This window comes from Micromonospora inaquosa (assembly GCF_003857055.1).
In the GTDB taxonomy this organism is placed as follows: domain Bacteria; phylum Actinomycetota; class Actinomycetes; order Mycobacteriales; family Micromonosporaceae; genus Micromonospora; species Micromonospora inaquosa.
In genome coordinates, this window is the sequence record NZ_QGSZ01000230.1 from 21,067 (window position 1) to 43,738 (window position 22,672).

The 22,672-nt window shown below is 68.8% G+C and carries 21 protein-coding genes and 1 tRNA gene; 10 read left to right on the forward strand and 12 right to left on the reverse strand.

The window, feature by feature from the left end; translation table 11 throughout:
- Window positions 1-128 precede the first annotated feature (128 nt).
- The 4 genes from DLJ59_RS19155 to DLJ59_RS19170 are packed head-to-tail and all read left to right on the forward strand — an operon-like array spanning window position 129 to window position 2,975.
- Entirely contained in the window at window positions 129-587 is a 459-nt protein-coding gene (locus tag DLJ59_RS19155; protein ID WP_124774016.1) for a ubiquitin family protein, read from the forward strand.
- Complete coding sequence (locus tag DLJ59_RS19160) at window positions 584-1,075, forward strand: DUF7665 family protein (protein ID WP_124774017.1); 492 nt, start codon at window positions 584-586, stop codon at window positions 1,073-1,075. The genes DLJ59_RS19155 and DLJ59_RS19160 overlap by 4 nt, the downstream gene beginning before the upstream one ends.
- A complete protein-coding gene (locus DLJ59_RS19165; RefSeq protein WP_124774018.1) occupies window positions 1,072-1,638 on the forward strand; it encodes a hypothetical protein in 567 nt (188 codons plus the stop codon). Before DLJ59_RS19160 ends, DLJ59_RS19165 begins: the two co-directional genes overlap by 4 nt.
- A complete protein-coding gene (locus DLJ59_RS19170) occupies window positions 1,635-2,975 on the forward strand; it encodes a hypothetical protein (protein WP_124774019.1) in 1,341 nt (446 codons plus the stop codon). The genes DLJ59_RS19165 and DLJ59_RS19170 overlap by 4 nt, the downstream gene beginning before the upstream one ends.
- A gap of 496 nt (window positions 2,976-3,471) precedes the next feature.
- Here the strand turns inward: DLJ59_RS19170 and DLJ59_RS19180 are convergent.
- The 10 genes from DLJ59_RS19180 to DLJ59_RS19225 form a co-directional block, all read right to left on the reverse strand.
- Window positions 3,472-3,537 (reverse strand) — tRNA-Val (locus tag DLJ59_RS19180).
- Window positions 3,538-3,780: 243 nt separating this feature from the next.
- Window positions 3,781-4,218, reverse strand: a complete 438-nt coding sequence (locus tag DLJ59_RS19185) for a hypothetical protein (protein ID WP_124774020.1) — start codon at window positions 4,216-4,218, stop codon at window positions 3,781-3,783.
- A gap of 106 nt (window positions 4,219-4,324) precedes the next feature.
- The gene (locus DLJ59_RS19190; protein WP_124774021.1) at window positions 4,325-5,620 is read right to left on the reverse strand and encodes a hypothetical protein; all 1,296 of its coding nucleotides are present in this window, start codon (window positions 5,618-5,620) and stop codon (window positions 4,325-4,327) included.
- Entirely contained in the window at window positions 5,617-6,315 is a 699-nt protein-coding gene (locus DLJ59_RS19195) for a GGDEF domain-containing protein (protein WP_124774022.1), read from the reverse strand. Before DLJ59_RS19195 ends, DLJ59_RS19190 begins: the two co-directional genes overlap by 4 nt.
- A 260-nt stretch (window positions 6,316-6,575) precedes the next feature.
- Window positions 6,576-6,854 (reverse strand): hypothetical protein, encoded by a 279-nt coding sequence (locus DLJ59_RS19200; RefSeq protein WP_124774023.1) that lies wholly within the window; start codon window positions 6,852-6,854, stop codon window positions 6,576-6,578.
- A 254-nt stretch (window positions 6,855-7,108) separates the two neighbouring features.
- Window positions 7,109-7,561, reverse strand: a complete 453-nt coding sequence (locus tag DLJ59_RS19205) for a hypothetical protein (protein WP_124774024.1) — start codon at window positions 7,559-7,561, stop codon at window positions 7,109-7,111.
- Between the two features lie 4 nt (window positions 7,562-7,565).
- Entirely contained in the window at window positions 7,566-8,594 is a 1,029-nt protein-coding gene (locus DLJ59_RS19210) for a DUF4192 domain-containing protein (RefSeq protein ID WP_124774025.1), read from the reverse strand.
- Window positions 8,595-8,757: 163 nt separating this feature from the next.
- Window positions 8,758-9,846, reverse strand: coding sequence for a hypothetical protein (locus DLJ59_RS19215; RefSeq protein ID WP_124774026.1), 1,089 nt, complete (start codon window positions 9,844-9,846; stop codon window positions 8,758-8,760).
- A 739-nt stretch (window positions 9,847-10,585) separates the two neighbouring features.
- Entirely contained in the window at window positions 10,586-11,428 is an 843-nt protein-coding gene (locus DLJ59_RS19220; protein ID WP_030334794.1) for a TRM11 family SAM-dependent methyltransferase, read from the reverse strand.
- Window positions 11,421-11,879, reverse strand: coding sequence for a hypothetical protein (locus DLJ59_RS19225; RefSeq protein ID WP_244236119.1), 459 nt, complete (start codon window positions 11,877-11,879; stop codon window positions 11,421-11,423). Before DLJ59_RS19225 ends, DLJ59_RS19220 begins: the two co-directional genes overlap by 8 nt.
- 394 nt (window positions 11,880-12,273) lie before the next feature.
- Between DLJ59_RS19225 and DLJ59_RS19230 the strand changes: the two genes are divergently transcribed.
- Window positions 12,274-13,050, forward strand: coding sequence for a hypothetical protein (locus DLJ59_RS19230; RefSeq protein WP_124774027.1), 777 nt, complete (start codon window positions 12,274-12,276; stop codon window positions 13,048-13,050).
- 162 nt (window positions 13,051-13,212) lie between these two features.
- Here DLJ59_RS19230 and DLJ59_RS36985 read toward each other — a convergent pair whose 3' ends face one another.
- The gene (locus DLJ59_RS36985) at window positions 13,213-13,677 is read right to left on the reverse strand and encodes a class F sortase (protein ID WP_208648763.1); all 465 of its coding nucleotides are present in this window, start codon (window positions 13,675-13,677) and stop codon (window positions 13,213-13,215) included.
- A 263-nt stretch (window positions 13,678-13,940) separates the two neighbouring features.
- Window positions 13,941-15,182: a hypothetical protein gene (locus tag DLJ59_RS19240; RefSeq protein WP_124774029.1), complete on the reverse strand. Its 1,242-nt coding sequence runs from the start codon at window positions 15,180-15,182 to the stop codon at window positions 13,941-13,943.
- Window positions 15,183-16,184: 1,002 nt separating this feature from the next.
- Between DLJ59_RS19240 and DLJ59_RS19245 the strand changes: the two genes are divergently transcribed.
- From DLJ59_RS19245 to DLJ59_RS19265, 5 genes are read left to right on the forward strand one after another with little or no spacing between them, the layout of a single operon-like run.
- Complete coding sequence (locus DLJ59_RS19245; RefSeq protein WP_244236120.1) at window positions 16,185-16,475, forward strand: pilin; 291 nt, start codon at window positions 16,185-16,187, stop codon at window positions 16,473-16,475.
- A gap of 23 nt (window positions 16,476-16,498) precedes the next feature.
- On the forward strand, window positions 16,499-17,404 hold the full coding sequence (locus DLJ59_RS19250; RefSeq protein ID WP_244236121.1) for a TrbL/VirB6 family protein: 906 nt from the start codon (window positions 16,499-16,501) through the stop codon (window positions 17,402-17,404).
- On the forward strand, window positions 17,401-18,291 hold the full coding sequence (locus DLJ59_RS19255; protein WP_124774031.1) for a PrgI family protein: 891 nt from the start codon (window positions 17,401-17,403) through the stop codon (window positions 18,289-18,291). The genes DLJ59_RS19250 and DLJ59_RS19255 overlap by 4 nt, the downstream gene beginning before the upstream one ends.
- Entirely contained in the window at window positions 18,288-20,039 is a 1,752-nt protein-coding gene (locus DLJ59_RS19260; RefSeq protein WP_167493873.1) for a VirB4 family type IV secretion system protein, read from the forward strand. The genes DLJ59_RS19255 and DLJ59_RS19260 overlap by 4 nt, the downstream gene beginning before the upstream one ends.
- Complete coding sequence (locus DLJ59_RS19265; RefSeq protein WP_244236122.1) at window positions 20,039-22,498, forward strand: type IV secretory system conjugative DNA transfer family protein; 2,460 nt, start codon at window positions 20,039-20,041, stop codon at window positions 22,496-22,498. Before DLJ59_RS19260 ends, DLJ59_RS19265 begins: the two co-directional genes overlap by 1 nt.
- Window positions 22,499-22,672 lie beyond the last annotated feature (174 nt).

Genomic DNA, 22,672 nt, shown 5'->3' on the forward strand with positions numbered 1-22,672 from the left:
GCCGGACACGATCACCTGTTTCACTGGTCTCAGTGAAACCGAAATTTCGGGGACGACCGGTGCCGAACCATCAGTCTCCGAGACCGCGGAGCCCGTCGACACGGACCCGCTGAAACAGAGGAGCAGACGTGAGGATTCACAAGTTCACGGCCGGTGAGGCCGTTGCCCAGACCCGCGAGGTCGAGCCTGATGCACGGCTCGGTGACCTTCTCGTCCTCGAGAAGGATGAGAAGGCGTTCGTGGTCGACGACGAGGCCGAGCTCGACGTGACCGTGACGGTCGAGGCGGCCCTGGCTGGGCGGTCGGGTCACCTTGCCACCTCGGCCTGCCGCCAGATCGCGGTCACGGTCGGGTACGCCGGAGCCGACAAGGTGGTCAAGGTGCACCCGGCCATCCGGCTGCGTCAGGTCCGCAAGCGGGCGATCGCGGCGTTCGGGATCAGCCAGGCCGATGCGGCCGATCTGGTCCTGCGGCTCCCGGGCGAGACTGAGGACCTGGACCTGAACATGCCGGTCACCACCCTCGTTCCGAGGCAGACCTGCAGCACGACGGTCGACCTGGTCCACACGGTCCGGCCGCAGGGATGAGCACAGCGTCCGAGCCCGGCGTCGACCCGAACCTGCGACGGCTACGCCGGCATCTGTCGGCCGCCGACGTCGAGGCCGGTGTCGACGCCGGGTCCTGGCGCGTCGTCAACCTCACCTGGCCAGTCCTGACGGTGGCCATCGCGGTCGGCGAGAACGCGGAGCTGGGCATGCGGCTCGACGTCCAGGACTACCCGCTCCAGGCGCCCGCGGGTCAGCCCTGGAACATTGTCGCGGACGCGCCGCTGCCTGTGGCCGACTGGCCGATCTCCGGCCGCAGCCCGGAGATCTTCCGCCCGGATTGGTCGCCGTCGAACAACAACGCGCCGTACCTGGCCTGCGATCGAGCCGGTATCACGAGTCACCCGAACTGGGCCACCGAGCGCCCGGAGCGATCCTGGAACGCGAGCCGCACGATCGGCTTCTACCTGCGCGAGCTGCACCGGGAGCTGTCCTGCGCGACGATGCCCCAGAACGGAGTTGCCCGGTGACTGCCCGTCTGACGATCAAACCGGACCTGTTCGACGTCCTGCTCGCCGGGCTCGCCGAGCGGGGGCAGGGACACCGCGAGAGCGGCGCGTTCCTGCTCACCGACCGGACCCACCCGGACAACCAGCTGCCCCAGGCAGTCACCGCGATCGCGTTCTACGACGACCTCGATCCCGACTGCCTCACTGGCAGGATCGACTTCCACGCTGCCGGCTACACCGCTCTGCAGAATCTTTGCCGCCGGAACGGACTGCGCGTGGCCGGCGACATCCACACCCACCCGGCCCACCGTGTACAGCAGAGTCGGCTCGACGCGACCCACCCCATGGTTGCCCGAGATGGCCACGTCGCGCTGATCGCTCCACACTTCGCGGCCGGCGTCACCGACGTGTCCCAGCTCGGAGTCCATGTGCGTGTGAACGGCGACTGGGCCTCCTACTACGGAGAACAAGCCGCTGACCTTCTGCTCGTGTCCGGACGGCGCTTGGCCGCTGTCCGCACACCGTGGTGGCGCCGGATGCTATCCCGCTTCCGCTTCCGCCGGGAACGTCAGGAGACACGATGACCCCCTCAATCACCGACACCTTCAACCGCACCGCCCTGCTGGCCGTACACGAGGGAACGCAAGCCACTGTCGCCGCCGCGCTCGACGCGCAAGTGGCGACAGGGATGGCCATCGTCGCGGACAGCATGGCCGACGTGCGCGGCCAGGCCGCCCTGTGCACGGCCGTCGCGACTGCGGTCCGCGCGTTCGGCCACGTCATAGTGATCACCGACGGCCATCTGCCACTGACTGCCGGACCACACCGAGGGCACACCATCGTGCAGATGATCGAGCAGGAAGGCGGCCGGCTCGCCGATGACCTGACCGACGTACCGGCGGACTGGCCCGTGCTGTACCTCGGCGACGCTGGGCTGCCGGCGTCCGGCGGTGGCGTCCGGCTCCGGGCCAAGTGGAGCGGCTGGACCGCTCACGTTCACCCGGCCGACACGGGGCCCGACCACGGCCTCGAAGGGAACATCCTGGCCGCGATCGCCGCCGCTGCCCTCGGCGTGCACGAGGCCTTCGGTGCGATCCGGAACCGCCCGGGCAGCGACGCCGGCTGGCGCACCATCACGGTGAATCTGTGGCAGCCGGGGAGCAGCGCTGACGGGCCCGAACTGTCCCACGCCCCGGCAGCCTGGTGGATCGTCGGCCTCGGTCACCTTGGCCAGGCCTACGCCTGGGTGATGTCCTGGCTCACCTACGCTGACCCGACCCAGGTTGAGATCGTCCTGCAAGACACCCAGCGCGTCGTGGACGCCAACCACAGCACTGGACTCCTCACCCCGGTGAAGCCGGACCCGGTCCGCAAGACCCGCCTCGCGGCAGCAGTACTCGAGCGGGCCGGTTACGACGTGGTCATCCTCGACCGGCGACTCAATCACACCAGCCGCGTACTGGCCGACGACCACCATGTCGCGTTGCTCGGCGTCGACAGCCTCGACCCTCGCAGGCTCATCTCCGGAGTCGGCTGGAAGCTCGCCATCGACGCCGGACTCGGCGTCGGACCGGCTGACTTCAACGCCGTACTCCTGCGCCGATTCCCCGCTTACATCCTCAGCGACCAGGTCCCGGGGTGGAAGGGTGACGTCCCCCAGCAACGCCGTGCTGCCACCGCCGCCCTCGCCGACCTTCAGCGACGCGATCCATGCGGATCAGTCCAACTCGCCGGAACCGCCGTCGGCGCTGCCTTCGTCGGCGTCATCACGGCGTGCCTCGGAGTAGCCCAGGGCATCCGCGCCGCCCTGTCCGTAGACGGCTTCGACGTGATCAACCTGCACCTGCAGACCGACGACGTCGATCTCGCTCCGGCAACCCGCGAGGTCGACGTAGTTGCGGCCCGCCTCTGCGCCCTGTAGCAATCAACCGGGCTGGCCGCACAGCGTGAATCGGCGGACCGTCAACGCAACCAGGACCTCATGTCCACCAACCTGACACTAGCCGCCGCACATAGCGACCAGGCACAGTGGTCGACCAGACACCACAGACACCGCACCGTGCCCGCACCGTCTATGTCGCTGTATCGATCCTGACTCCGACGCCCCGGACCACCACCGCTTCCAATCGCAGGCCTGCCAGGTACGGCAGCAACGCCGGCATCATCTCTATCCCGGCACCCAACCCGAACTACCGCCGAGCGCGACTCACAAATGAGTGCCAAAGCCAGGGCTGACACGACCAATCGATCCGAGCGAGCGGACGCCGACGGACGCTTGCGAGGGCCGCAGGGGATCCCAGGTAACCAGAGTGCGGGAGCGCCATGCTCCCAATCTGCTTTCAATTTTAGGGGTCACACGGCAGAAGCCCGTTACCGGTGGTTCCGGTGACAGGCTTCTGACCTGCATACATCCACGGTGGGCGATACTGGGATCGAACCAGTGACCTCTTCGGTGTGAACGAAGCGCTCTCAGCAAACCGCTTTGGAACAGCCAGGCGAGCGCGTGTGCCGATTCGTACCTACAGCGGATGGCGCCAGTGTGCAGGCGCGCTCGTCGCGTTCTCCCCGCCACCGCGGAGGTCGACGGGATGCCAGGGCGAGCACACGCCGACAGGCTGATGTGCCGCTACGAGCAGCTCGGCATCAGTACGGTTGCAGACGTCATAGGGGCTGTCCCCCCCACGGATCGTCTTCGTGGCTCAGGTCGGCCGACGGATTCTAGGGTTTTAGAGATCGTCGGGCCACCAGTGCGGATTGAGGCTCTTGCCGTGGCCTTGAGGGCAGGTTCCGTAGCCAGTGCTGGAGACGTTCCAGTGGTGGTAGCAGTACGGGGTGTCGCATTGACCGCAGAATCCGGCATCGTCGTAGAAGCCTGCGCCGGTAATGGCGGCGTACCGGTAGGGCTGGGTGAAGGCGACGGCGATCCGATCCGCATGGGCCAGGTCCACCGGTCGGCCGGATCCGTTGCCGGCCTCGATCCCAGAGAACAGCAGCCACCACTGCTGGGCTCCGTCGCGCTGTCGCGCGGCGTTGTAGGCGTCGCGCTGCGCTGGTGACCAGCGCGGCCAGTCTGCGGGACGGGTACCGGGGGCGACGAGTTCGATGTGTGTTGCCGGTCGTCCGCACACCGCGCACGGTGGCTCTGCTACGAAGGCCTCGGGCATGACTCATCCTCTCCCGCCTATTAGTTGGATACGAGCCGTCTTGGACGACTGGGCGTCGATGCCGGCGGCGGGACGGACGGAACCGTGCCACCGCCGACATCGCCATCTACTTACGATCTTGGGGCTTGGGTTGGTGGCTGCTGAGCACGCGTACGGTGGTGCTCAACTTGATCGGCGCATCGTCGGGACCCCTGAGGAAGGGGTGGATGTAGACGGGGCGGCGCAGCGATCGGCCAGGGCCGTGGGCTTGGTTGCGCCAATGTCCGGAGACCCAGGATCGACTGGCCTGAGGGCCCCCCGGGCTGCCTGGCATTTTGTCGCCGTCCGGCCTTGGACTGGTGCGGCGGCCGCGTATCCGCACGATGCGCACCTCGGGTACGGGTCGGTTGGTGCGGGCGTAGGTCTTGGCGACGGCTTTGTCGACTCGTGCCGCGGTGACGTCTGCAGCTTGCTGGGCGATTAGCAGCCACGCCGCGACCAACGCTGCCGCCGGATGGTCACCGGATGTCAAATGCTGTTCGGGGAGGTGGGTTGCGCGCGTTGGTGCGAGCCAGCCGACCTGTTCGCGTAACCGTTGCAACGGTTTGCCGTGCAGTCCCCCGCCGATGGTGCGGTAAAGGACTATTGTCCGGCCGTGAGTGGTGGTGGTCCAGGATGCGGCAGTGAGTTGCAGGTGTGTCACTGGCCGGGGCCAGATGAGTATTCCGTCGGCGGAGGGGATGAGGTCGCGGCTGATGCGTACGTCGGGCAGCTGTCCTGCGGCGTGTTCAGCCAGGTCGGTGAAGTCGTTGTCGATCCAGTACAGGTGTGATCGTTCGAGGCCGGTGGCTATCTGCTGGCGCGTGTCGGTGATTCCGAGCGCGGCGGGTAGGTTGTCGGTGCCGCGGTAGAAGCGGGTGAGCCGGTCACGGACCTTGGGCAGTGCTGTGGCGGTGATGGTGGTTGCCGGCCACGTGGTCGTCGTGATGAGCGTTCGGCCGGCGAGTTGGGCGTTGAGGAACGCTTGGTGCAGCTCCTCGATTCGGGTTCGTACGTGGGGATGGTTGGCGAGGCTGAGCGCCCGTACCGCACGGTCGATGACTTTGTCGTTGCGGCCGTCGTCGATGTGGGTTTGGCAGGCTGCGCATGCTGCCCAGGTGTCGCCGAAGTCTTGGAGCAGTCCTGCGGTGGGGCCGATGGCGATGGCGGTCACCTCGCCGCCGTGCATCGTCCAGATGGGGTGCGGGTCGCCGCAGAAGTCGCAGCTTCGGCGCACGGTGTCGAGCTGGCTGACCGGGACGGGCGCTGGTTTGTGTCCGTCGGTGGCGAGGTGGGTCGGGTGGACGTAGGTGGGGGGCATGCCGAGGGTGTTCAGCGGGGAGAGGCAGGTCTGGCAGGCCATCTCTTCGTGCGGGCCGGTCATGCCGTGGCCTCGCCGGTCGGCTGGTGCCGGTCACGCAGGCGGGGTCCGCGACGGTGCTGTGCGGGTGGCATGGTCATGCCCGGTTGGTAGATCGCGTGGCGGTTCCGACCGTTTCGCTTGGCGTGGTACATGGCGACGTCGGCGCGGTGCAGGGCCACTTCGGCGAAGGGGTCGTTGGTGTCGACGAGCGCCAGGCCCACGCTGGCGGCGATGGTGACCGGAGCGGGGCTGCTGCCGTTTGCGGGTAGCGCGACGGGCTGGGAGATGATCGTGACGATGGCGTCGGCGATGCGGTCTACGTCGCCGGTGCGGGCCGGCAGTATCGCGGCGTATTCGTCGCCGGCGAGCCGCGCGGCAGCGCCTCCATGTAGAGCGGCGATGTCGGTGATGCGCTGGCCGACGTGGATGAGGAGGTCGTCTCCCTGGTCGTGGCCGTGGGTGTCGTTGATGCGTTTGAAGTCGTCGAGGTCGATCAGGGCGACGAGGATGGGCCGTGCGGGGGCGGTGTCGGCGAGGGTCGCGTGTGCGTCCTGCAGTCCGGCGCGGTTGAGCATGCCGGTGAGCGGGTCGTGGAGCATCGACCAGGTGGCGTCGGCGAGTTGGGTGCGGAGGCTGCGGATCGTCGGCCAGGCGGTGAGCCTGCCGAGAGCGAGCGCCACCACCGCGGTGGCGATCATGATCAGTGGTAGGGACACTGGGTTCCTCCTTCAATGGAGAACCCGGGACGCGATCGTTTCCAGGCGGCGCGTCCCGGGTCCTGATACGACGACGGCCCGCCTATGGCGGGCCGGGTGTGCGGTTCGTGCCGGTCGGGCTCACGGCATCGGGGATGACGACGACCTCCCCGCGGAGGGCGCCATCGGTGCGGTTCAGTCAGCAGTGCTCGTGATGGCGTGCCTGCAACCTGGTTGCCGCCGTTGGCGCGATGCGACGTCCGAGCAACCGGGAGTTGGTGTCAGCGGCGCACCGGGTGGGCGGCCTGGTCGGCGCGGAGTTTGGCGGGTAGGTCGGCTGGTATGTCGGCGTAGGGCGCGACGGCTATAAGCACCTCGGCCGGGTCGAGAATCGTCTCGATCCGGCCGAGGTGGATGGTGTCGGGCTGGTGGTGGGGTTCGGTGACCGGGTCCCAGCTGAAGTCGACGACGGTGGCGACGTACGTGCGGTGGGGGTTCCAGCCGACCTGGATGGTGTACCGCTCGAATCCGGGCTTGGGTGTGAGGGTGTACAGGCTCATCAGTTCCTTTCCTGGGGTTGCTGCCCATGCCACGTGCGCCCTGCGTCCGGGGCGGGTCCTGCGGTGGTGGGCCGTTGGCGTGGCTGGTGGTGCCGGGCGGTGCGTTGCGTCGTCGTGGCTCACTCCCCCGCCGTGGCCGACGCTGTCGGGCGCCCGCGGGGTCTGCTCCGCGGCAGTCGCGGAGGGTGCAGCGTGTGTTGCTGCGCCCCTGGTCGACGGGGCGAATGGGGTGCCGGCGGCAGGCGAGCCGATGCTCATTGCGGCAGGTGGCGGGAGCGTTCCTCCGCCACTTCGATGATCTTGTCGCGTCGCGCGGCGGGCAGGTCGACGAGCAGGTCGACGTAGTGCTGCTCCTGGGCGGTGAGTGGTTCGGCGAAGGCCGCTTTGTAGGCCAGGCGCGCTGCCTCGTGTGCGGCCTCGATCGGGCCGCTGTGGTCGTAGGCGGAGGTGACCTGGCGAAGTTGTGCGGCTGCCGTGAGCGGGTCTCGGGACAGCGTGGTGTCGTAGAGGCGGAAGTTCGCTGGAAGGTTGGCCGCGGTGATCGCGGTGATCAGGCACAGGTTGGCTTGGACGTTGTAGGCGAATGTCTCGTCGCGGGTGGGCGTTTCTCCGCGGGCGCGCAGGGCGGCGCGGTTGGCGTTCCAGCGCAGTCGGGCTTCTTCGGCGGTGCGGGCGAGTGACAGCAGGATGCTGCGAATGGGATCCACCGTGTTACTCCTGTTCGGTAAGGGTGTTCGGGTTCGAAGGGTTGGGCTGGGTGCTGGTGGTCGCCTGCTCGAAGACGGAGGGCGGCAGGCCGGCGTGCAGGGCCTGCAGGAGCAGGCCGGCGAGCTGGTAGTCGGGGTCGATCTGCAGGGCACGTTCGGCGGCCATGAGGGCTAGTACGCCGTCGCCGCAGCGCCATGCGGTGAGCGCGAGGATGGTCGCGGGCGCCGGTACGAGCGCCTCGTCGGCGCGGCGGGTGACCTCGGCCCAGAAGGTGACGTGCTGGTCGTGCGGTTGGGTGCGATCGACGGCGAGGTCTCGGACGGGTCGGTGTGTCAGCAGCACGGTCAGCCAGGCCACCTCGTCGTCGGTAAGACCCGTGCCGTCGTCGTGCTGCCGTAAGGCGCTGCGGATTGCGTGCACGCCGGCCTCGTACACCGCGGCGCTGCCGTTGGTCTCCAAGGCCGTCATGCGGGCGGTCGCCTCGGTCGTGGCGTGTCGGATGCCGTCGCCGGTGCTGTCGTCTCTGGTGAAGCGGCTTGCCACTGCCGCCCGGTCCGGCCTTGCGACGAGCCCGGCGACGGTCGCGTGCACGGCGAAGAGCGAGGTGGTGGGTTCGACGGGGGTTCCCTGTGGCGGGCAGCAGCCGGGGTCGCCGCAGGTGAGGCTGAAGATGCGGCTCTCGGTGACCCGCAGCAGTTCCCGCACGGTCAGGCCGGCGGCGGTGAACGCGTCGCCGACGCCACGCAGTGCCGGGTCGATGTGTCCCTGGGCGCCGTAGCCGACGATTACGAGGTCGGTGATCGGTTGCTGCCGCTGCACGACCGGGACGAGGTGAGCGGTGAGGTCGCGCAGGTGATGTGCGGGGGATCCGGGTGCTGGCAGGTCGCCCCGGGCGGCGAACACGATGCGCCGGTCTCGGCAGGCGATCACGACGATGCTGCCGTCGCCGGGATGAAACCCGATGAGGTACGGCACCGCGGTCGCCAGGTCGGCTGAGGATCGGACCGTCAGTTTGTTGTCGGGGAACGACACGTTGATCTCCCGTCAGAGAGGGCGGTGAAGGAGTGGAAAGCCGGCGGGACGGCGCGGTCGTCGCACATAGCGCCGGTCCGGAAACGGGTGCCAACCGAGGGCGGCCCCGGGAGGCAGTCCGTTGGCGTCTGCTCAGGGACGTAGAGATTCGGCGGCAGACGAGTCAGTCGCTGTCGGGGTCCAGGTAGAAATCGATGCCCTGGCTCTCGACGCTGGCTGTCACCGTCACCAGGCAGTGGTCGGTTCCGGCCAGTGCCCGGGTCAAGTCCGCGCGGACGAGGGCTTCGGCCGCGGTGGTGGCGTCGGCGGAAGTGTCATGTCCGCGTAGCCACATCTCGTACTCGTGCCGCCAATGAATCCGCCAGCCGTCCTGATCGACGGTGGCGTTCTCAGGGATGCTCCAGCCGTACGAGGTCCACGGCCGTGCCTCGTCCGGGTTGATCGTGGTGGCGGCGCGCATCCTGTGTCGTGCGGCGTCGCCGGCATCCTGGGCGGTGCCGTCGCCGACCGGCAGCGTGAGGTCGGCGGTCACCGTGATGTGGTGTGCCTGAGGCAGGGGGCCGAGGCCGAGGTCGACGAGGAACTGGTTGACCCGCTGGGCCGCGTGCTGGTGTACGCCGCCGAACTCGTCGTCGACCAGGGCGCGGATCGCGCGGGCCCGGATGCTACGTCGCAGGCCCACGAGGGCGTGAACGGCGACATCACGCGCCACCGTCGCAGCGGCAATCCCGTCGCCGTCTGTTAGCTGTACCGCGCCGGCAGCGCCTTGCGCATCGATGCCGACTGGGTCCGGCGTGGCATCGTCAGGGCTCTCGGTGCACTGCCAGGTCGGCGTGGACAGGGTGATGCCGGCCTCAGCCAGCGCCCGCAGATGGGTGTCCATCGTCGTGCGAGCGATCTCGCGCGCGTCGGCCTCCCGGACCGCCGTGGCCCAGGTGTGGAGCATGACCTGCACGGTGATCATGTACCGCTGCGGCCCAGGTACGTCGTCGCCGCCGGGTGCGCGTGCCACGTGGATAACGTGCTGCGGGTAGACGGCAATCGCCGGCTGCAGCTGGCGCAGTTCGTTCGGCACACCCCAGCGCGCTTGCTCGCGGGCCTCGTCATGGCTGGTGTGCGACCGCGTGTACGACAGCTGCGCTTCGCCGGAAATAGTCCACCGTTGCGGCAGCGGATCCAGGCCCCATGTCGCGAGAGCGTCCTCGCATCCCGGCCGACAAATCAGCCTGCTGTGCAACGCGGCGATGAGCACGGAGCGGGCCTCGACGGCCAACGCCGTCCGCTGCTCGACGGCGGCCGTCGTTTCGGCATGCAGAGCACGGACCTGGTCCGCCGGGCTCCCGCCGGTCATCACTGCACCGCCTGACTGCCCGTAGTAGCCGAGGGCGTACCTGTGACCAACCCGGCGCAAGCAGCCACTTGAACGTTGGCCCTGTCGTGGTCCGGGTGCACGTCGGTGTGTTCGACGATGGCCGTAAAGGTGCGGTGGAGGAGACCGTGCGGTGTGAGTTGATGGAGGTCTGCTGGGACCTCACCGTCTGTCAGGTGCCGGGTGGGACGAGGCATGTTGTCCTCCGCAAGGCAGCAAAAAGGCGGCCACCGGTTGGTGGCCGCCCGAAGGGATGGTGGAGCCGCACCCTGGTCGCGCGAGGGCGCGAGGTTGGGGTTGGTGCGTGCCAGATCCGATGCTGGCGGCGGCGGCCGACCGTGATTGGTGGGCGCGATGCCGTCGCGCGAGGCGTCAAATCAGAGGCACATGGGAAGTAAGGAGAGCCCTCAAGCTAGCTGGTCCGGGGCGCTGTCTGCGGGGCTGTCAGGTTCGGCCTCCTGGCAGAACCTGACAGCCCGGCAACCCCGATCTCGTGCCGGGTCTGCTGGCTGCGGCGGGACCAGCCAGGACTGAGGCCCGCCTAGCTGACCGGCAGCGGCTTGGTGAGCCCCATCCGGCGCCTGCTTTGGCGGGTCCGATACTCCTGAAGAAGGCAAGGCTCTCAAGGGCGGCGGAGGACCAACACGTCCTCGTGCGCCACCAGGTGCACCGGGATGCCGTCGTCGCGGCTGCGGCGGACCGCCATCATTCCGAACATGCTGGCCCGGTGCACGACCTGCCCGTCGCGGACGGCGGCGAGCATCGCCGCTGTCCGCTCGACCGGGACCAGCCGGGCTGACCGTGCGGCGGCGAGCAGTTCGCCGGGCAGGTCGATCAGGTCATCGCGTTGGCGGCGTACCGGCCGGGAGGTGATCACCACGGTTCCGCCAGGACGCAGCAGCTGGTAGCTGGCGGACAGGATGGAGGCGAACCCGTCGAGCAGGCGGGACCACCCCGCGTAGGCGAGGTTGCCACGCTCCCGGTCCCCATACAGGTGGTCCCGCTTGCGTACCCCGGTCCCCGTCGTCTGTACGAGGCCATGCGTCCCGCGCCCGTACGGCGGCGAGGTAAGCACGAGGCTCACCCTGCCGACCACCGACGCGGGCACCAGGTCGAGCAAATCGGTGGCGTCCCCGGTGAATACCCTGGCAGTGCCGGCGGCACCCTGCGACGCGGCGAGGGCAACGTTGGCCTCGGCGAGGGCGGTATAGGAGGGCTCGATGTCGATCCCGATGCCGCGGCGGCCGAGGTGCATGGCTTCCACCAGCGTGGTGCCGCACCCGCACATCGGGTCGAACACCATGTCGTCCAACGCGGTGTATTTGCTGATCGCGTGCGCGGCCAGGTGAGGCAACATCTTGGCGGGATGGCTGGAGGTCTGCCGGACGTAGCGGCCTCGCCGCTGGTCACGGGCGGGTATCTGGCAGGTCAGCCACACCGAGGTGATCGACAGCTGCTCACCCATCGGCGCGCCCGCCCTCTATCGCGCTGCGGGTCAGGATCAGCACGTCGGTATGGATCGCCAGCTGCGCCTGCTGACCAGGCCGGGGCGGCCGGTCGGCCGCCACGATGTGCTGCAGGTACGCCAGCCCGGCCCGCTTGGCGGCGATGACGACATCGACTGGCAGAGCGATGTCGCCGTGGGCCAGCAGCACCGCCACGCAGCCTCCCGGCACGAGATGGGCACGGCAGCGGAGGAAGAAGTCGATCGGAGAGGCTTCGGCAAGCGGCCAGCCAGTGACGATCAGCGTCGCCGACTCGCGGCCCCAGCCGACCGCGCGGGCCGCCTGCAGATGACTACGGCGGTGTGCCGCGATGATCGCGCGGGCCAACTGCGGTCCTTCGGCCAGGTCGATGATGAGGTCGGACGGGTGGGTGAGGTTGTGGACCAACCGCACCCCCATCGCGTTGGACATGGCCTCGCCCTCGTGCGGGGCGGGGACCGGCCAGACAGTGATCGGCACGGGTGGGTCGCCGGGCACCACGTCCCCCACGGGAACTGGTGCGCGGTGATGATTTCTGTCGGTCATGGGCACGGTGGCCCCCGAACCGGCGGGCGTACTGACGATCCCCAGTGCGCTGCTGACAGGCCGATCGAACCCGCCCCCGATCTGACAGCACCCGTCACCCGCGACAGTCTGACAGCCGGGCCTGCGGGCGCGGGCCGCCCTGACGACGGTGAACCTGTCACGACCGGACACGGTCTGACCCGATCTGTCAACCCAGCTCTGGTGACAGGTCGTGCTGTCCCAATCAAGGGCCTCGGCCTTCGCACCAGGCGACAGGCTCCCTGTCGAAGGGGACATCACCATGGCAACAACCAGTCGCGTCCGGACGACCGACACAGCGCTGACGACCGCGGAGACCGCATTCGCGTTCCTGACCTACGAACCGGCGCCCCTGGCGTTCGACGCGCGCCCAGTCCCGGGCCTACCAGACACGACGATTCCCTTGGACGAGCTGCGCACGCTGCTCAAGTGCGAGCACTACGACAGCGACACCACCGACGAGTTGTGGCGACAGCTCGCCCACCACGCCCGCGAATGGGGACCCGCCTGGGTCGTCGGCGCGATCGGCATCGCACTACCCGCGCTGACACACCTCGCCGCGAAGATCAGCCGCGGCCGTGCCCGGCACGCCGACGACGTCGACTCCGAAGTCCTCGCCGGATTCCTTCACGCCCTGCGCACGGCGGACCTCACCCCGCCCCGGCTGTGGTTGCGGCTGTGCTGGGCAGCCTGGCGTGCAGGCGTCACCGTCATCAAGGCCGACGACGGCGAGGAACTCCCTCTCAACCTGCCCAGCGGCTCACGGTCGCCGAAGATGCCCTACGGACATCCGGACCTGCTGCTCGGTCGCGCAGCCACCGCCGGCCTCATCACCACCGACGCCGCCGAACTGATCAGCGCGACCCGTTTCGGCGACGCTCTGATCGAGCACCTGGCCGCTGAACGGGGCGTGGCCGCCTCGGCCCTACGGATGCGCCGCCGCCGAGCCGAACGGATCGTCGCCGCTGCCGTCACACGAGGTGATCTATCCACCCCCGTTCGCTCGTGCCGCCCACGCAATGCCGCCATCGCAGCCTGACCTCGCACTTCCCTGGCCTCGGCGCCAGGACACACATTGAAGTCGCCTACTTCGCGAGATCCCTTGCGATGCACGGGTCGCACTCAACTGAGTGCCGGCGCCGCGCGGATGTGGCCGGCAATGCGCACGGAGACTGATGGCGAGCATGACGCGGACGCCTGGTCAGTCCGGGTAGCCCACGACGATTCGGTTCGCCTCGTAACCGAGGGGCCCGCCGACCCATCGGCCACCGCAGGTGACCAGCACAATCCGGTGCGGGCCGTGCTGCCCGAACAGATCCGGGGCGCGACGGGGCAGGTCGGCCTTGGCCACGGTGTGTACCTCGATTATTCGGTACCGCCGGTACCTCCCGTGTTCGTCGGCAACCTCGACCCGACCGCCGTGCCCGGCCCGCCAAAGCTCGGCAAAGGGCCCCACCTCGCCTCGCCAATTCACATGCCCAGCGAGTACGGCGGCTCCGGTCCCGGCGCTCAGGGCCGATCCCCACCAGGCCGCGTCCCCGATGCCATCAGGCAGGGGCAGCATGCCGTCTCCGCCGATCTCACGGCGGATCACCCGCGCCGTGCCCCCCAGCGGCAGCCGGACGGATCCCGGCTCCAGCGTGGTCAACCGGAACAGGTCGGTCACAGCCGTAGCGGCAGTGGCCACGGCAGTCGGTCCCGGAACGGCGGACACCGTGGACGTGAAGGGCCGGTTGTGCTTTGTTGAGGGGTTGATGGGGTACGGCTTCGATGGGCTCGTCGCTGTCCGGCCCTCACCAGGGGCCGACAGTCCGGCGGTACGTGGTGGCTCCGATCCGGACACATAGACCGCCAAAGCGGCGACTGCGGCCAAGCTGGCTGCAGCCGCCGTCAGCGGTCCAGCGCGGCGGGCCTTGGATGGGGTACCCATCAGTGGAGTCGACACGGCACCGCACGGTGGCCGTGACCGCGTCGAAGCCGAAGCAGGGCGAGCCCGGAAACCATGGTCACTGTCGCCGCGAGGGCACCGGTCGGGTCGGTTGACGTCGGGGGTTCGGCCGGGCTGGCGGCGGATGCGGCTTCGGCTGGCCGATCGCCGGCTGGAATCTGCGTGGGCACCGTCGGCTGCGGCCAGGGCGGGCACCCCTTGGGGAGCTTGAGTTGGAGCAGCTTGGCCACGCGCAGCCGGCCCTCGGGCGGCGCCCAGAGCAACCGGACGTCGAGAAGTTCGGCGGTGGCCCGGTCAAAGTTGGCGTTGCGCTGCCGGGTCTTCGTTATCGCGCTGAGGAAAGCGTTCAGATCCGGATTCCCTGGTGTTGCGGGGCCGAGGTCGGCGGGGAATATCGACCGGAAGTTGGCCAGGGGCTTCCCGCCGGGGAACACGTTGCCCCGATTCGCCGTCAAGCTCTGCCGACCCTTCGCGTCCCGGGTGTTCACCAGGGCCAGAAGCTGAGTGTTGGTCCGCCGGGTCAGCTCGGTGCCGCTGGTGGCCAGCTTCGGTTGCTCAAGGAGTAACTGCCCGTAGTAGCCGCTGTGTAAGGCGTAGGCGATGTACTCCTCCATCCCACCGACCGCAGGATCCTGGTGCAGGGTCTCATGCGCCATCGCCACGCCGAGCAGGCTGAAGTTCTCAAAGCGGTACCGCTCATTGAACAGGATCTGCGGGTCACCCTGCGTGTCGGGCGAAACTTGCGCAATGGTGGAGGCAGGCAGCGCCGCGAAGATGACCTTGGCGTAGAAGCCGGACCTGATGGTCTCGACGCTGACCTCCGACGGTCCACCCACCAGCGACGCCAACGCGGCCCGCAGGTTCGGATCCGGAATGATCTTTTTGATCTTCGGATCGTCGAAGACCGCCAGCCCTTGCTTCACCACCCCCGGATGCCGCGCCGCCCGCGGCAGCAACGCCTTCGCCAACTGCACGCGCAACTGCGTCTCGGTGATCCGCCGCGGCGGCGCCGGCACCATCGGCGACGCCTGCGAGTACGTCTCCGGCGTAAACAAATTCACGTTCGTTGGTGGAAACGGCGGCTGGGCTAACACCCGCTCGGCAGCGCACTTCTTCCCGCCGTCACCCGACTTTCCGTCAGCGGCGACCACGGGTGCAGGCATGCCCGCGACTGCCACCAGCACGAACCCGGCAGCGATCAACATCGTTCCAGCTCGGCGCATGCTCGAGTCACTCCTTCACACCCTGCACGAATCGGCACCGGACTGTCCGGCGGTGACGACGGGCCGCCGGCTCAGTCCGAGCAGTGGTCCGAAGCCGATGGTGGCCTAGGCCTGACCCACAGCTCTGCGGTATCCGCGAATTATGTACTTGATTCGCCTAATTGGGTGGTGGATGCCACGCTCGCGACCTCGGCCACCAACACGACTCACTGTTCCGCGCCGCTCGTCCACCGTCTTCGCGGTCACGGTGGTGGCGTTGACATCAAGTCGGCCCGACGGGAGCCGGCCCAGACGGCTCGTTAGTAGCTGGGATTCCAGGTGTCAGTGCGCCGCCATCGGCAGATTGGCAAGCGGCATCGCCCAGCGCTCCGTGCCGAAATCGGATCGGTTGCCAGCACGGTGGCAGGCCGCGCGGGGACGAGTCGGTCGGACTTGCTGTCGGCTCCGCCTGAAAACTGACCCCCTGGTTCCGGGCGGAACAGAGGGGTCCAGGTTGAGCCGGCGTCGACACTTGCCTGCCTTGCCGCTCACCGCCGCCCCCTTGGTTGTCCTGTCTCAGCGGAACTGCCCGACGATTGCGTTCTGCCCGCCAGTTCAAGTGGGACGGGACACGTGACCTCAACCATGGCCCGCCTGGGGCGACTGCGCCGAGAAACACGCCTGGTCGAGGCAACAACATTGAGAACCGGCGCAGGTCAACTGAGAAAGGAGACCAGGGGATTACGTAAGGCACTGACCGGTCTTGTCGGGTCGTGACAGGCGCGTGGTGAGTTCGATCGGTCTGACAGCCAAGTTCTGGGCGGTGCATGTCATCCATGGCATGCCCGCCCGGTAGGGATCTCCTATCCGGTGAGGCTGTGGTCCGGCACGGCTGGCGCGGCGTACTGACACCGCAACCCTTCGCTTAACGCAAGGGAGGAGCGCCCCCACCGGCCCAATCGAAGCTTCGCCTTGGTCCCCACCGCGGCGGCCCGCATATTTTTGTGGAGCGTCGCTATGCACATGACTCTGTCAGTCCTGTCCGACCTCGCCGCCACCGCGCCGCAGCCGCTGGCGGCCCCGAAATCAATCAACGAGGTCATTTCCTCGATCACCGCGTGGATCATGGGCATCATCGCGCTGGTCGCGACAATGTTCCTGGTCATCGGTGGCCTCCGCTACATGGCCGCCGGCGGTGACCCGGCCCAGGTCGAGCAGGCGAAGGGAAACTTCAAGTCCGCCTTGATCGGCTACGCGTTGGCGGTCCTGTCCCCCGTGATCCTGCAGGTGCTGCAGGGCATCATCGGCGGCTGAGGGCAGCGGCCATGATCGACTGGATGATGAATGGCCTGGTGGAATGGCTCACCGATCGGCTGCAAGACCTCCTCGGCGGACTCCTATCCTATCTGATGTCGTCGATGTTCCTGTCGCCGGACGTCACCGTCTTGCCGCAGGTGCAGACCATCGCCGCGAAGAGCGCGCTGGTCGTCAACGCCTGCTACCTCCTCGCGCTGCTGACCGCCGGCATCGTGACGATGACCAGCAGTTCGTTCGAGATGCGATACGGCGTCAAGGAATTCCTGCCACGCCTCGTTATCGGGTTCATCCTGTCGAACTTCGCGGTCCCACTCTGCGCCGTGCTCATCTCTGTCGCCAACGCGTTGACGGTGGCCATGGTCGGCACCGCAGCGCCGACCACGCAAGCGGTCACGATGGCCCGCACCCACGTGGCCGCCGCCCTCATCGACCCCGCCAACGCCCTCGTCGCCCTGATCATCGGGCTGCTGATCGTCGGGCTGATGTTCACCCTAGTCACCGGTTGGGTCGTACGCGTTGCGGTGCTGGTCATTCTGGCCGGGCTCGCCCCGGTCGCGCTGGCCTGCTATGGCCTGCCCTGGACACAACCCACCGCCGACCTGTGGTGGCGCAGCCTGCTGGGCTGCCTCGGCACGGCCGTGCTGCAGGCCGTCGCGTTCTCCAACGGCATCCAACTGCTCACCGACCCGGACGCGAGCATTCCGGTCCTGATCGGCCTGCCGAGCTCAGACGTGCTGAACCTGCTGCTGGTTGCGGCGGTTCTGTGGATGACGGTCAAGATCCCCGGGATGATGCGCCGCTACACGATGGGCAGGGGCTCGCCGAACATCGGCGGGGTTCTGCTGCGGGCAGTGGTTATCCAGCGCATCACCCGTCGTCTCCCGTTCGGCGGGCCGGGACGTGCCGCCTTGCGAGGTGGGCGATGACAATCGAGGACAACGTCCCGCGCGCCGTCGTCCCGGCCAACGTCAACGAGCCCGACCGCATCGCATTCGGGTTGACGTTCAGACAACTGGGCATCGTCGGCGGCGCCGGCCTCGTCGGATTCGGTGTCTACCGCGCCTTCGGGGATCTGTTGCCGCCGGTGGCCTGGATTGGTGCCGGGGCGATCGTGTTCGCCGCGTCGGTCGCGGTGGCACTCGGCCGCCGTGACGGCCTGCCGCTGGACGTATGGCTGCGGCACGGGTTGGCGCTCAGCCTCAACCCCCGCACACTCACTCCCGGTAGGGCTCGGGCCAGCTCCGTCGCGGTCGTAGCAGGCCAGCCGGCCCTGCCGGCGCCGCTGCGTTCTCCGATCACGGCGGTCAGTCCGACCGGAGTCCTGACCAGTGAGGGCAGCGGCAAGGTCCTGATCGCCTGCGGCACGACAAACATCCACCTGCGCACCGGCGGTGAACAGGGCGCGCTGTTGGAGGGGTTTGGCCGGTTCCTCAACAGCCTGACCGGCCCGGCGCAGATCGTCGTGGCTGCGCAGCGGCACGACCTGACCGTCTATGCGCAGGCGACTGTCGACCACGCGCCGCGACTGTCGCACCCGGCGTTGCAAGCCGCCGCCGGCGACTACGCCGAGTTCCTGCTCGACCTCGACAGCCAGCGCGATCCGCTGCGCCGCCAGGTACTCACCGTCGTCAGCGGAGAGCTTGGGGCCGACGCGGCAGTGCGCGCGCTGTGCGGGCTCGGTGTCGAAGCCACAGTTCTGGACGGGCCGGCTGTCGCCTCCGCGCTGGCCGGCGCGGTCGATCCGTTCTCCCCGCCGGTGCCTGGCCCGCGTGCGGTACCCGGCGCCCCGATCACCCTACGGAGCACATCATGAACCTGTTGAAAAGACCCAAGACGAGTGTCGCGGGCGGGGAGGCGATGCCCTCCCCCGCAGCGCTGTTGGTCACGCCGTGGCACGTGCAGGTCGGCGACGGGTATGCCGCCACCTATGCGGTGTGCGGTTATCCGGCCGAGGTGGGCCCAGCCTGGTTGGACCCGTTGCTGTCCTACCCGGCACGGGTCGACGTCTCAGTGCACCTGGACCCGGTGGTGCCGCAACTGGCCGCGCCGATGCTCAAGCGCCAGCGCGCCCGCCTGGAATCCTCGCGCCGCCTCGATGCCGATCAGGGACGCGTGGGTGATCCCATGGTCGAGGCGGCCGCAGCCGACGCCGCCGAACTCGCGGAACGCGTCGCTCGCGGCGCGGCGAAGCTCTTCGACACCGGCATCTACGTCACCATCCACGCCCGCACCCTCGACGAGCTTCGCACCGTCACCGCGGGCGTGAAGTCCGCCGCCGCCAGCGTGCTACTGGACCTACAACCAGCCACGTTCCGGCACCACCAGGGCTGGATCTCCACTCTACCGATCGGTGTGGACCCGCTGCGGATGCGCCGCATCCTCGACACCACCGCACTCGCAGCGGCGTTTCCCCTCGCCTCGGCGGACCTCGCAGCCCCGGCCCCCGGCACCATCGCTGCGCCCGAGGGGCTGCTGTACGGCGTCAACACGACCAGCAACGGGGTCGTGATGTGGAACAGGTGGGCACAGGACAACCACAATTCTGTCGTCCTGGCCCGCTCCGGCGCGGGTAAGTCGTACTTCGTCAAGTTGGAGGTCCTACGGAACCTCTATCAGGGCACCGTCGTGTCCGTCATCGACCCCGACGACGAGTACGCGCCCCTGGCCGAGCACGTCGGTGGCACAGTCGTGCAGCTGGGCCAACCGGGCGTACGGGTCAACCCCCTCGATCTGCCCGCCGACCACCGGCCCGACACCCTCACCCGACGCGGCCTGCACCTGCACACCCTGATCGCGGTCATGCTCGGGGCAGCCCCGCCGGCGGGCGAGCGCTCCGCGCTGGACAGGGCGATCACCGCCACCTACGCCCGCGCCGGGATCAACGGCGACCCGGCTACCTGGACCAAACCCGCGCCGCTGCTGCGGGACCTCGCCGACATGCTCGCCGCCGACAACGACCCGGCCGCCGAGCGACTCGCCGCCCGGCTCGCCCCCTGGACAGTCGGGAACTTCGCCACCCTGTTCGACGGGCCGACCACGACCGTCCCGCGAGGTCACATGGTGGTGTGGTCGCTGCGGCACCTGCCCGACGAGCTGCGCACGGTGGGCATGCTGCTGGCGCTCGACTCGATCTGGTCGGGCATCGACACCCCCGCCACGACCGCTCGCCGGCGACGACACCTCGTCGTGGTGGACGAAGCCTGGCTGCTGATGCGCGACGGCGAAGGCAGCCGATTTCTATTCCGGATGGCCAAAGCAGCCCGGAAACGTTCCGCCGGACTGTGCGTCATCACCCAAGACGCCGCCGACGTGCTGTCGACCGACCTCGGCCTCGCCGTCGTGTCCAACGCCGCAACCCAGGTCCTGATGCGCCAGAGCACGCAGTCCATCGACGCGGTGTCCGAGGCGTTCGGCCTGACCGCCGGGGAATCACGGCTGCTGCTGTCGACGGCACGCGGCGAGGGACTCCTCGTCGCCGGTCGTAGCCGGATCCCGTTCCGCGCAGTGGGGTCGGCGGCCGAGCACAGGCTCGCCGTAACCGGGATCGGGGAGGCCGACTGATGATCACCCCGACCTGGCCTACCGACCTCGGGCACTGGGTCATCGCCCGGCCATGGCTCGGCTTCCTCGCCGCCGCCGCAATCGTCGCAGCGGTGTTCAGCCATGACCGGCTACTGACCTGGCGGCACCAGCGGTTCGCGGCGGGCGCGCGGTGGCTGACCATCGCCGCACCGCCGGAGGTTACCGCCGAGGCCGCCGCAGCGTTCTGGACAACGCTGGTCGCCGTGCTGACACCATCGGTGTGGCGACGCAGGGTGTACGGGTACCCACACGTCGGGTGGGAATACACCTGGACCGGCCGTGCCCTGACCATCCGGGTCTGGGTGCCGGGCACGGTGCCGCCCGGCGCGGTCGAAGCCGCCATCCGGGCGGCCTGGCCCGCCGCGACCCTCACGTCCGCGGATGCCGCCGCGCCGATCCCCGCCCAGGTGAGCGAGCAGGTGGGCGGGGCGCACTGGCCGCAGCACACCGACGGGCTGCCGCTGCGCAGCGAGCACGACACCGACCCGCTTCGGGCGTTGCTTGCCGCCGGGGCCGAGGTCCGGCACCGCGAACACGCCTGCGTGCAGATCCTCGCCCGCCCGGCACCCGCCCGCCGCGTGCGGGTGGCCCGCAGGGCGGCGGCCACCACCCACAATCACCCCCACGGGCGGCCCGACATCGCGGCCCACGCTGTCTCGGGTGCGGCGCGATTGGCGATCGAGCCTCTGCTGTGGCTCCTAGAGGTCTTCCTGCCCGGCCCGTCCCGGCCGCACAGCCCGACGCGCACCGCAGCGGCGCGGGCAGCCGAACGGGATCCGGTAGCCACCGCCAACGCCCGCAGCGTCGTGGACAAGGCGGTGCGGGTGCCGCACTTCGAGATCGCGGTTCGCTTCGCCGTCGCCGCCGACCGCGCACCAGTCAACAAGGAGCAGGCCAACCACGTCCGCGAACGCCTCCGCGGGCTCGGCCATACCATCGCCTCGGCCGCAGCGGCGTACACCGGCCCGAACCGGCTACGCCGGATGAAGATGCCCCACCCGGTGGCCACGATCGCCGGACGGCGACTGCGGCGCGGGTTCCTGGCCACCGTCCCGGAACTCGCGGCCCTCGCCGCGCTGCCGCAAGACCTCGCCGTCCCGGGCCTGGACCGGGCCCGGGCCAAGGCCGTGCCGGCGCCCGTGCAGGTCCCCTCCGGCGGCCGGGGCGTGAAGGTGCTGGGCCGCTCACAGATCGGCCACCACAGCATCGGCATGCATGTCGCCGACGCCCGCCAGCACGTACACGTCGTCGGCAAGACCGGCGTCGGCAAGTCCACGCTGCTGCTGAACATGATCCTCGGCGACATCAAGTCCGGACGCGGGACCGTCGTCATCGACCCGCGTGGAGACCTCATCACCGACATCCTCGACCGCTTACCCGCCTCCTACGCCAAGAAGATCGTGATCATCGACCCGGACCAGGAGAACCCCGGCTGCTTCAACCCCCTCGATGACGGCGGCGATCCGCACCTGGCCGTGGACAACCTCGTCGGCATCTTCGCCAAGATCTTCCAAGGCCAGTGGGGCCCCCGCATGGACGACACCATGCGCGTCGCCTGCCTCACCCTGATGCGCCATGCGAAACCAACCCTGAGCCTGGTCCCGTCGCTGTTGCAGGACCGGGACTTCCGGGCCCGGTTCACCCACGGCCTGGACGACCCGGACGGCCTCGGCGGGTTCTGGCTCTGGTACGACGGCATCAACGAACAGTTCCGGGGCCAGGTCATCGCACCCGTCCTCGCCCGACTCCGGGCCTTCCTGCTGCGCGACTTCGTGAAATCCGTGATCGGTAACGCCCACTCATCATTCGACATGGGCCGGGTACTCGACGGCGGAGTGCTGCTCTGCCGGCTACCCAAGGGCATCCTCGGCGAGGAGACCAGCCGCATCCTCGGCTCGATGATCGTCGCCCGGGTCTGGCAGGCCGCCAGCGCCCGCGCCAGCATCCCCGAAGCCCAGCGACGAGACGCCAACCTCTACGTGGATGAGTGCCACAACTTCCTCACGCTCCCCGGCAGCGTCGGGGACATGCTGGCCGAAGCGCGCGGTTTTCGGCTCGGGCTCGTCCTGGCGCACCAGGACCTGGCGCAACTGCCCAATGACATCGCCGCAGCGGTGTCGGCCAACGCGCGGACGAAGCTGTTCTTCAACGTGGACCCCGCTGACGCGCGGGACCTGTCCCGACACACCAAACCCGAACTGGACGAACACGACCTCGCCCACCTCGACGTCTACACCGCCGCGGCCCGGCTGCTGGTCGGCAACCGGGAGCTACCCGCGTTCACCTTCGTGACCAACCCGCCGGCGCCGCCGGTGGGTGAAGCAACCGCGATCCGGTGGGAGTGCGCTGCCGCGCATGGCCGGGCCGGTGGTGAACCGCCGATGCAGCAGCTCGCCCGTACCACAATGAAGCGGCGTATGACCGACCGCGAACGCTGAGTACTCCGGCTCGCACAGTGGCTCGGCTGGGTGCGGCACCGGGGACTCGTCTGGGGGTGTCCACGACACGAGACCCCACACGAGTCCCACGCCTTTGCTCTGTCAGGTGCCTGACCTGCCCCAACCTGCCCGATGCCAGCATCGGAATCGAGATCAACTCATCCAGACTCCCTA

What these genes read in the sequence shown, in the direction of transcription:
- DLJ59_RS19160 (WP_124774017.1), top strand. Translation starts at nt 584, where the DNA reads ATGAGCACAGCGTCCGAGCCCGGCGTCGACCCGAACCTGCGACGGCTA.
- DLJ59_RS19170 (WP_124774019.1), top strand. Translation starts at nt 1,635, where the DNA reads ATGACCCCCTCAATCACCGACACCTTCAACCGCACCGCCCTGCTGGCC.
- DLJ59_RS19185 (WP_124774020.1), bottom strand. Translation starts at nt 4,218, where the DNA reads ATGCCCGAGGCCTTCGTAGCAGAGCCACCGTGCGCGGTGTGCGGACGA.
- DLJ59_RS19190 (WP_124774021.1), bottom strand. Translation starts at nt 5,620, where the DNA reads ATGACCGGCCCGCACGAAGAGATGGCCTGCCAGACCTGCCTCTCCCCG.
- DLJ59_RS19200 (WP_124774023.1), bottom strand. Translation starts at nt 6,854, where the DNA reads ATGAGCCTGTACACCCTCACACCCAAGCCCGGATTCGAGCGGTACACC.
- DLJ59_RS19220 (WP_030334794.1), bottom strand. Translation starts at nt 11,428, where the DNA reads ATGGGTGAGCAGCTGTCGATCACCTCGGTGTGGCTGACCTGCCAGATA.
- DLJ59_RS19225 (WP_244236119.1), bottom strand. Translation starts at nt 11,879, where the DNA reads ATGTCCAACGCGATGGGGGTGCGGTTGGTCCACAACCTCACCCACCCG.
- DLJ59_RS19230 (WP_124774027.1), top strand. Translation starts at nt 12,274, where the DNA reads ATGGCAACAACCAGTCGCGTCCGGACGACCGACACAGCGCTGACGACC.
- DLJ59_RS19240 (WP_124774029.1), bottom strand. Translation starts at nt 15,182, where the DNA reads ATGCGCCGAGCTGGAACGATGTTGATCGCTGCCGGGTTCGTGCTGGTG.
- DLJ59_RS19245 (WP_244236120.1), top strand. Translation starts at nt 16,185, where the DNA reads ATGACTCTGTCAGTCCTGTCCGACCTCGCCGCCACCGCGCCGCAGCCG.
- DLJ59_RS19250 (WP_244236121.1), top strand. Translation starts at nt 16,499, where the DNA reads ATGATGAATGGCCTGGTGGAATGGCTCACCGATCGGCTGCAAGACCTC.
- DLJ59_RS19255 (WP_124774031.1), top strand. Translation starts at nt 17,401, where the DNA reads ATGACAATCGAGGACAACGTCCCGCGCGCCGTCGTCCCGGCCAACGTC.
- DLJ59_RS19260 (WP_167493873.1), top strand. Translation starts at nt 18,288, where the DNA reads ATGAACCTGTTGAAAAGACCCAAGACGAGTGTCGCGGGCGGGGAGGCG.
- DLJ59_RS19265 (WP_244236122.1), top strand. Translation starts at nt 20,039, where the DNA reads ATGATCACCCCGACCTGGCCTACCGACCTCGGGCACTGGGTCATCGCC.